General features: G+C 58.0%; 8 protein-coding genes. 6 read left to right on the forward strand and 2 right to left on the reverse strand.

The annotated features are described in order from the left end of the window. Window positions 1–54: 54 nt before the first annotated feature. From CKW15_RS19770 to CKW15_RS19790, 5 genes are read left to right on the forward strand one after another with little or no spacing between them, the layout of a single operon-like run. On the forward strand, window positions 55–837 hold the full coding sequence (locus CKW15_RS19770; RefSeq protein ID WP_095058764.1) for a transporter substrate-binding domain-containing protein: 783 nt from the start codon (window positions 55–57) through the stop codon (window positions 835–837). A gap of 56 nt (window positions 838–893) precedes the next feature. Beyond that, window positions 894–1,622 carry an ABC transporter permease gene (locus tag CKW15_RS19775; protein WP_095058765.1) on the forward strand — a complete coding sequence of 243 codons (729 nt, stop codon included), beginning with the start codon at window positions 894–896 and terminating at the stop codon, window positions 1,620–1,622. Then, entirely contained in the window at window positions 1,619–2,329 is a 711-nt protein-coding gene (locus CKW15_RS19780; protein ID WP_095058766.1) for an ABC transporter permease, read from the forward strand. Before CKW15_RS19775 ends, CKW15_RS19780 begins: the two co-directional genes overlap by 4 nt. Window positions 2,330–2,341: 12 nt before the next feature. Then, window positions 2,342–3,460 (forward strand): succinylglutamate desuccinylase/aspartoacylase family protein, encoded by a 1,119-nt coding sequence (locus CKW15_RS19785; protein WP_095058767.1) that lies wholly within the window; start codon window positions 2,342–2,344, stop codon window positions 3,458–3,460. A gap of 13 nt (window positions 3,461–3,473) precedes the next feature. Continuing rightward, window positions 3,474–4,238: an ABC transporter ATP-binding protein gene (locus tag CKW15_RS19790; protein WP_095058768.1), complete on the forward strand. Its 765-nt coding sequence runs from the start codon at window positions 3,474–3,476 to the stop codon at window positions 4,236–4,238. 130 nt (window positions 4,239–4,368) lie between these two features. Here the strand turns inward: CKW15_RS19790 and CKW15_RS19795 are convergent, their stop codons facing one another. Continuing rightward, window positions 4,369–4,578, reverse strand: coding sequence for a hypothetical protein (locus tag CKW15_RS19795; protein WP_095058769.1), 210 nt, complete (start codon window positions 4,576–4,578; stop codon window positions 4,369–4,371). 107 nt (window positions 4,579–4,685) lie between these two features. After that, window positions 4,686–5,252, reverse strand: a complete 567-nt coding sequence (gene dcd / locus CKW15_RS19800) for a dCTP deaminase (RefSeq protein ID WP_007904652.1) — start codon at window positions 5,250–5,252, stop codon at window positions 4,686–4,688. 353 nt (window positions 5,253–5,605) lie between these two features. Here dcd and CKW15_RS19805 point away from each other — a divergent pair, with 353 nt between their 5' ends. Beyond that, window positions 5,606–5,815 (forward strand): cold-shock protein, encoded by a 210-nt coding sequence (locus CKW15_RS19805; RefSeq protein ID WP_002554837.1) that lies wholly within the window; start codon window positions 5,606–5,608, stop codon window positions 5,813–5,815. Window positions 5,816–6,000: the final 185 nt, after the last annotated feature.

Genomic DNA, 6,000 nt, shown 5'->3' on the forward strand with positions numbered 1-6,000 from the left:
CAGTAACAATAATTCTGCGCCACAAGCGCTCATATTGGTTTTAGGGATTGAATAATGAAAAAAGCATTGCTGACCCTTTCTGCACTGGCGTTGTGCGTGGCTGGTGGCTCCGCCATGGCGAAGGAGTACAAAGAATTGCGTTTCGGCGTTGACCCTTCCTACGCACCGTTCGAGTCGAAAGCGGCCGACGGCAACCTGGTGGGCTTCGACATCGATCTGGGGAACGCAATCTGCGCCGAGCTGAAGGTCAAGTGCAAATGGGTCGAAAGCGATTTCGACGGCATGATTCCAGGCCTCAAAGCCAATAAATTCGACGGCGTTATCTCGTCGATGACCGTGACCCCGGCCCGCGAAAAAGTCATCGACTTCTCCAGCGAGCTGTTCTCCGGTCCAACCGCTTACGTGTCCAAGAAAGGCTCCGGCATCACCGCCGACGTCGCGTCGCTCAAGGGTAAAACCGTAGGCTACGAACAAGGCACCATCCAGGAAGCCTACGCCAAAGCCGTGCTCGACAAGGCGGGCGTGAAAACCCAGGCCTATCAGAACCAGGACCAGGTGTATTCCGACCTGACTTCCGGCCGTCTCGACGCCGGGATCCAGGACATGCTGCAAGCTGAACTGGGCTTCCTGAAGTCGCCAAATGGCGCCGGTTACGATATCAGCGAGCCTGTCGACAGCGAACTGCTGCCAGCCAAAACTGCGATCGGTATTAAGAAAGGTAACACCGAGCTGAAAGCACTTTTGGATAAAGGTATCAAAGCGTTACATGATGACGGCACCTACGCCACCATTCAGAAGAAACACTTTGGCGATCTGAATCTGTACAGCGGCAAGTAATGCCCGGCGCCCATCTCGCGATGGGCGCTTTTTTTATCCGATCAGGTTGCTGATTTATGTTCGAAAACCTCTTACAAAATCTGGGGCTCTCCGCCTTCAGCCTCAAGGGCTTCGGTCCGCTGTTGCTGGAAGGCACCTGGATGACGATCAAATTATCGGCGATGTCGCTGCTGGTGGCCGTGTTGCTCGGCCTGCTCGGCGCCAGTGCCAAACTGTCAAAAGTCAAACTGCTGCGCCTGGTTGCCCAGTGCTACACCACGTTGATTCGCGGCGTGCCCGATCTGGTGCTGATGCTGCTGATCTTCTACAGCCTGCAAACCTGGCTGACGTCGTTCACTGACTACATGGAATGGGAATACATCGAAATCAACCCGTTCAGTGCCGGGGTCATCACCCTGGGCTTTATCTACGGCGCCTACTTCACCGAAACGTTCCGCGGTGCGATCCTCGCCGTCCCGCGGGGCCAGGTCGAAGCTGCCACGGCCTATGGCCTCAAGCGCGGTCAGCGTTTCTGGATCGTGGTGTTTCCGCAAATGATGCGTTTCGCCCTGCCGGGCATCGGCAATAACTGGATGGTGATGCTCAAGGCCACGGCGCTGGTCTCGATCATCGGCCTGGCCGATCTGGTCAAAGCCGCCCAGGACGCCGGTAAAAGCACTTACCAGCTGTTTTATTTCCTGGTGCTTGCCGCAGTGATCTATCTGCTGATCACCAGCGCCTCGAACTTCATCCTGCGCTGGCTCGAACGTCGCTACTCCGCCGGAACCCGGGAGGCCGTACGATGATCGAGCTTCTTCAGGAATACTGGCGCCCCTTTCTTTACAGCGACGGCAACAACATCACCGGCCTTGCCATGACGATGTGGCTGCTGAGTGCTTCGATTTTCATTGGCTTTCTGGTGTCGATCCCGCTGTCTATCGCACGAGTGTCGCCGCACCGCTACATCCGCTGGCCGGTGCAGTTCTACACTTACCTGTTCCGTGGTACGCCGCTGTATATCCAGCTGTTGATCTGCTACACGGGGATCTACAGCCTGGCCGCCATTCGCGCCCAACCGGTACTCGATGCATTTTTTCGCGATGCGATGAATTGCACGATCCTGGCCTTCGCCCTGAATACCTGCGCCTACACCACGGAGATTTTCGCCGGGGCGATTCGCAGCATGAACCATGGCGAAGTCGAAGCCGCCAAGGCGTATGGTCTGACCGGCTGGAAGCTGTATGCCTACGTGATCATGCCGTCAGCCCTGCGTCGTTCGTTGCCCTACTACAGCAACGAAGTGATTCTGATGCTGCACTCGACCACCGTGGCTTTCACCGCGACCATCCCTGACGTGCTCAAAGTCGCTCGGGACGCCAACTCGGCGACATTCCTGACCTTCCAGTCGTTCGGTATCGCCGCGCTGATCTACCTGACCGTCACCTTTGCGCTGGTCGGCCTGTTCCGTCTCGCCGAACGCCGCTGGCTGGCCTTTCTCGGGCCGACCCACTAGGACAACTTGCAAATGCGCCACCAGATTCACGATCTGCTGGCCCCGCTGCCGGGGACCGCACGACAGATCCACAGCTTTCACTTCGGCCCACAGCCGAGCCACCGCAAGATCTACATCCAGGCCTCCCTTCACGCCGACGAGATGCCCGGCATGCTGGTCGCCTGGCACCTCAAGCAACGCCTGACAGAACTGGAGGCCGCCGGTCGCCTGCACAGCGAAATCGTGCTGGTGCCCATCGCCAACCCGGTCGGGCTGGAACAGATGTTGATGGATGTGCCGCTCGGCCGTTACGAGTTGGAAAGCGGCCAGAACTTCAACCGCTGGTTTGTCGACCTCAGTGAAGAAGTCGGTAACGAGATCGAGGGCAAGCTCGGCGACGATCCGCAGCACAACCTGCAACTGATTCGCAGCTGCCTGCGCGATGCGCTGGCCCGACAGAGCGCCGACACCCAACTGCAATCCCAGCGCCTGATCCTGCAACGACTGGCCTGCGATGCGGATATGGTGCTGGACCTGCATTGCGATTTCGAAGCGGTCGCGCACCTGTACACCACGCCTGAAGCCTGGCCGCAGGTTGAGCCGCTGGCCCGGTACATCGGGGCCGAGGCCAGCCTGTTGGCCACCGATTCCGGCGGCCAGTCGTTCGACGAATGCTTCACCCTGCTCTGGTGGCAGTTGAAGGAACGCTTCGGCGAGCACTTCGACATTCCGCCGGGCAGTTTTTCGGTAACCGTCGAACTGCGCGGCCAGGGCGACGTCAATCACCCGCTGGCCAGCATCGATTGCCAGGCGCTGATCGATTATTTGATCCATTACGGCGCGATTGCCGGTGAACCTGCGCCCCTGCCCGACCTGCCTTACCCGGCGACGCCGCTGGCCGGTGTCGAGCCGGTGACCACTCCCGTGGGCGGACTGCTGGTGTTCGCCGCGCTGCCGGGGGAATACCTGGAAGCCGGGCAATTGATCGCCGAAATCATTGACCCGATCATCGATCGCGTCACCCCTGTTCATTGCTCCGCCGCCGGGCTGATGTACGCCCGCTCGCTGCGCCGCATGGCCACCGCCGGCATGGTGATCGCCCATGTCGCGGGCGCCGAAGCCTATCGCAGCGGCTACCTACTTTCGCCTTGAGGATGCATGCCCCATGTACAAATTGACCATCGAAGGCCTGCATAAAAGCTACGGCGATCATGAAGTCCTCAAAGGTGTTTCGCTAAAGGCCAAGACCGGCGACGTCATCAGCCTGATCGGCGCCAGCGGCTCGGGTAAAAGTACCTTTTTGCGCTGCATCAACTTTCTCGAACAGCCCAATGACGGTGCCATGAGCCTGGACGGCCAGAACATCCGCATGATCAAGGATCGTCAAGGCATGCACGTGGCTGACGCCGATGAACTGCAACGGATCCGCACCCGGCTGGCCATGGTGTTTCAGCATTTCAACCTGTGGAGCCACATGACGGTGCTGGAAAACATCACCATGGCCCCGCGCCGGGTGCTGGGCTGCGACAAAAAAGAAGCCGAAGACCGCGCCCGACGCTATCTCGACAAGGTGGGCCTGGCGTCCCGGGTGGCGGACCAGTACCCGGCATTCCTGTCCGGTGGTCAGCAACAGCGGGTAGCGATTGCGCGCGCACTGGCCATGGAGCCGGAGGTCATGCTGTTTGACGAACCGACCTCGGCACTGGACCCGGAGTTGGTGGGTGAAGTGCTCAAGGTGATCCAGGGCCTGGCCGAGGAAGGCCGGACCATGATCATGGTGACCCACGAAATGAGCTTCGCCCGCAAAGTATCGAGCCAGGTGCTGTTTCTGCATCAGGGGCTGGTGGAGGAAGAAGGCGCGCCGGAAGACGTGCTGGGCAATCCAAAGAGCGAACGGTTGAAGCAGTTCCTCAGCGGCAACCTGAAGTAAAACAGCCGGTGACGTCCTGCAGGAGCTACGAGGCAGCGATCTTTTGATCTTCAATGGTTAAAAAAACATCAAGATCAAAAGATCGCAGCCTGCGGCAGCTCCTACAGGTTCGGATTCACTTCAGACAGCCTCAGGCCACAGGCGCAGGCGGCGGCTCATCCGGCAGCGTTGGCTCGCCCGGTTCGTTTGGCTGTTCGTTCGGGGTATCGGGATCAGGCTGGCCCGGAATGCCACCGGCCATGCTGATGGGCGGGTGTGCCAACAATGACCAGGCCAGCACGCCAACCTGATTGGGCTCAAGCCTTGCCAGTTCGGCACTGATTCGCGGGTCGATCTTCATAACGCACTCCTGAGCGATGGCCCGGTCCGCCTTGCGCGGATCGGAGCAGTACACCCCATAGAGTGTACGCTCGCTCAAGAATTCCCACGGTTTGTCAGACGGCTGACTCAGGTCCGCGGCAGGGTCACGCCACGTTGGCCCTGGTACTTGCCGCCACGGTCCTTGTAGGACACTTCACATTCTTCGTCAGACTCGAGGAACAGCATCTGCGCCACGCCTTCGTTGGCGTAGATCTTCGCCGGCAGGTTGGTGGTGTTGGAGAATTCCAGGGTTACGTGACCTTCCCACTCAGGTTCAAGCGGCGTGACGTTGACGATGATGCCGCAGCGCGCGTAAGTGCTTTTACCCAGGCAAATGGTCAATACATTGCGCGGAATACGGAAGTATTCGACGGTGCTGGCCAGGGCGAAGGAGTTCGGCGGAATGATGCACACGTCGCTATGGATGTCGACGAAGCTGCCGGCATCGAAGTTTTTCGGATCGACGATGGCCGAATTGATGTTGGTGAACACCTTGAAATGATTGGTGCAACGCACATCGTAGCCATAGCTCGACACGCCGTAGGAGATCACACGGCTATCGTCGCTGCCGCGCACCTGGCGCTCGACGAAAGGTTCGATCATGCCGTGCTCTTGCGCCATGCGGCGAATCCACTTGTCCGATTTGATGCTCATGGCGGTGTCCTGAATAGCGAGGTGGAGAAAATCTGTCCGGCATCTTACCGGGGCGCGCCGCCGGGTTCAAAGCGCCGCTCGCAATTCTCGACGATCCGGCCGGATTTAGGGCCCTTCGCAGCAAAACACTGCACCGTCAGTCACTAAAACAGAGAAACCTTCGCAAGAAGCATTGGCACGTTCCGGAAAAAGGGTTAAGGTGGCGCCACTGTGCTGCTTGTGTCACTGAGAATCTCTACACGATATGTTGAATTTCGATCCAACCATCTACAAGAATTTTTCCTGCTCTTTGCACTCAGTCTCGGCCAGGGTTCTTCCTGAGTCGCAGTTATCTTTGTTCAAGGAGTTACACCATGTCTAATCGCCAAACCGGTACCGTTAAGTGGTTCAACGATGAAAAAGGCTTCGGCTTCATCACTCCACAATCCGGTGACGACCTGTTCGTTCACTTCAAAGCTATCCAATCCGACGGCTTCAAAAGCCTGAAAGAAGGCCAACAGGTTTCTTTCATCGCTACCCGCGGTCAGAAAGGCATGCAAGCTGAAGAAGTTCAAGTTATCTAACTTGTACTTGCTTTAGTAAAAAGCCCCGCCCTTAAAAGCGGGGCTTTTTTGTGGGCGATGTCCCGTCCTGAATAAGGTTTACACCTTCTGACCTATTTTCAGGAGGGAGCAATGGATTCGGGGAAAAGGCGCAGTCAGCGCGATTACACGCTGGCTTTTAAATTGTCGGTGGTCGATCAGGTCGA

The sequence above is a fragment of the Pseudomonas sp. Irchel s3b5 genome (assembly GCF_900187435.1).
Lineage (GTDB): Bacteria > Pseudomonadota > Gammaproteobacteria > Pseudomonadales > Pseudomonadaceae > Aquipseudomonas.

Bases quoted from the DNA above. Each gene is read 5' to 3' on its own strand.
- CKW15_RS19770 (WP_095058764.1), top strand. From the start codon at position 55: ATGAAAAAAGCATTGCTGACCCTTTCTGCACTGGCGTTGTGCGTGGCT.
- dcd (WP_007904652.1), bottom strand. From the start codon at position 5,252: ATGAGCATCAAATCGGACAAGTGGATTCGCCGCATGGCGCAAGAGCAC.
- CKW15_RS19805 (WP_002554837.1), top strand. From the start codon at position 5,606: ATGTCTAATCGCCAAACCGGTACCGTTAAGTGGTTCAACGATGAAAAA.
- CKW15_RS19780 (WP_095058766.1), top strand. From the start codon at position 1,619: ATGATCGAGCTTCTTCAGGAATACTGGCGCCCCTTTCTTTACAGCGAC.
- CKW15_RS19790 (WP_095058768.1), top strand. From the start codon at position 3,474: ATGTACAAATTGACCATCGAAGGCCTGCATAAAAGCTACGGCGATCAT.
- CKW15_RS19775 (WP_095058765.1), top strand. From the start codon at position 894: ATGTTCGAAAACCTCTTACAAAATCTGGGGCTCTCCGCCTTCAGCCTC.
- CKW15_RS19795 (WP_095058769.1), bottom strand. From the start codon at position 4,578: ATGAAGATCGACCCGCGAATCAGTGCCGAACTGGCAAGGCTTGAGCCC.
- CKW15_RS19785 (WP_095058767.1), top strand. From the start codon at position 2,342: ATGCGCCACCAGATTCACGATCTGCTGGCCCCGCTGCCGGGGACCGCA.